This window comes from Mesorhizobium sp. M7A.F.Ca.CA.001.08.2.1 (genome assembly GCF_003998455.1).
GTDB classification, from domain to species: Bacteria; Pseudomonadota; Alphaproteobacteria; order Rhizobiales; family Rhizobiaceae; genus Mesorhizobium; species Mesorhizobium ciceri.
On record NZ_RZPW01001467.1, the window covers coordinates 1 to 458 of the forward strand.

1 protein-coding gene is annotated in these 458 nt (G+C 67.5%); it reads left to right on the forward strand.

What is annotated here, in order from left to right; genetic code table 11:
• A partial coding sequence (locus EN914_RS38025) for an NAD(P)H-dependent glycerol-3-phosphate dehydrogenase (RefSeq protein WP_348631990.1) occupies nucleotides 1-458 on the forward strand: 458 nt, incomplete at both ends.

A 458-nucleotide genomic window follows, 5' to 3' on the forward strand; every position in this document is an offset into this window, starting at 1 on the left:
CTTCAAGGCGCCGCCGATCTCGCCGCCCGCTTTTCCGCCGAAAATCTGCGCTGCTATTCGAACGACGACCTGATCGGCGTCGAGATCGGCGGCGCCTTGAAGAACGTCTTTGCCATTGCCGCAGGTGCCGTCACCGGGGCGGGTCTCGGCGCCAGCGCCCAGGCGGCCATGGTGACGCGCGGCTTTGTCGAATTGCGCCGCATCGGCGCTGCCTTCGGCGCCAGGCCCGAAACGCTGATGGGGCTTTCCGGCCTTGGCGACCTGCTGCTGACCTGCTCGTCCACCCAGTCGCGCAATTTCGCCTATGGGTTGGCGCTCGGGCAAGGCAAGCCGCTTGCCGGATTGCCGCTGGCAGAAGGCGTGCCGACGGCGGCGATCGCAGCCCGCATTGCCACCGAGCGCAACATCGACGCGCCGATCATTGCCGCGGTCGCCGCCATACTGGATGGCACCATCAG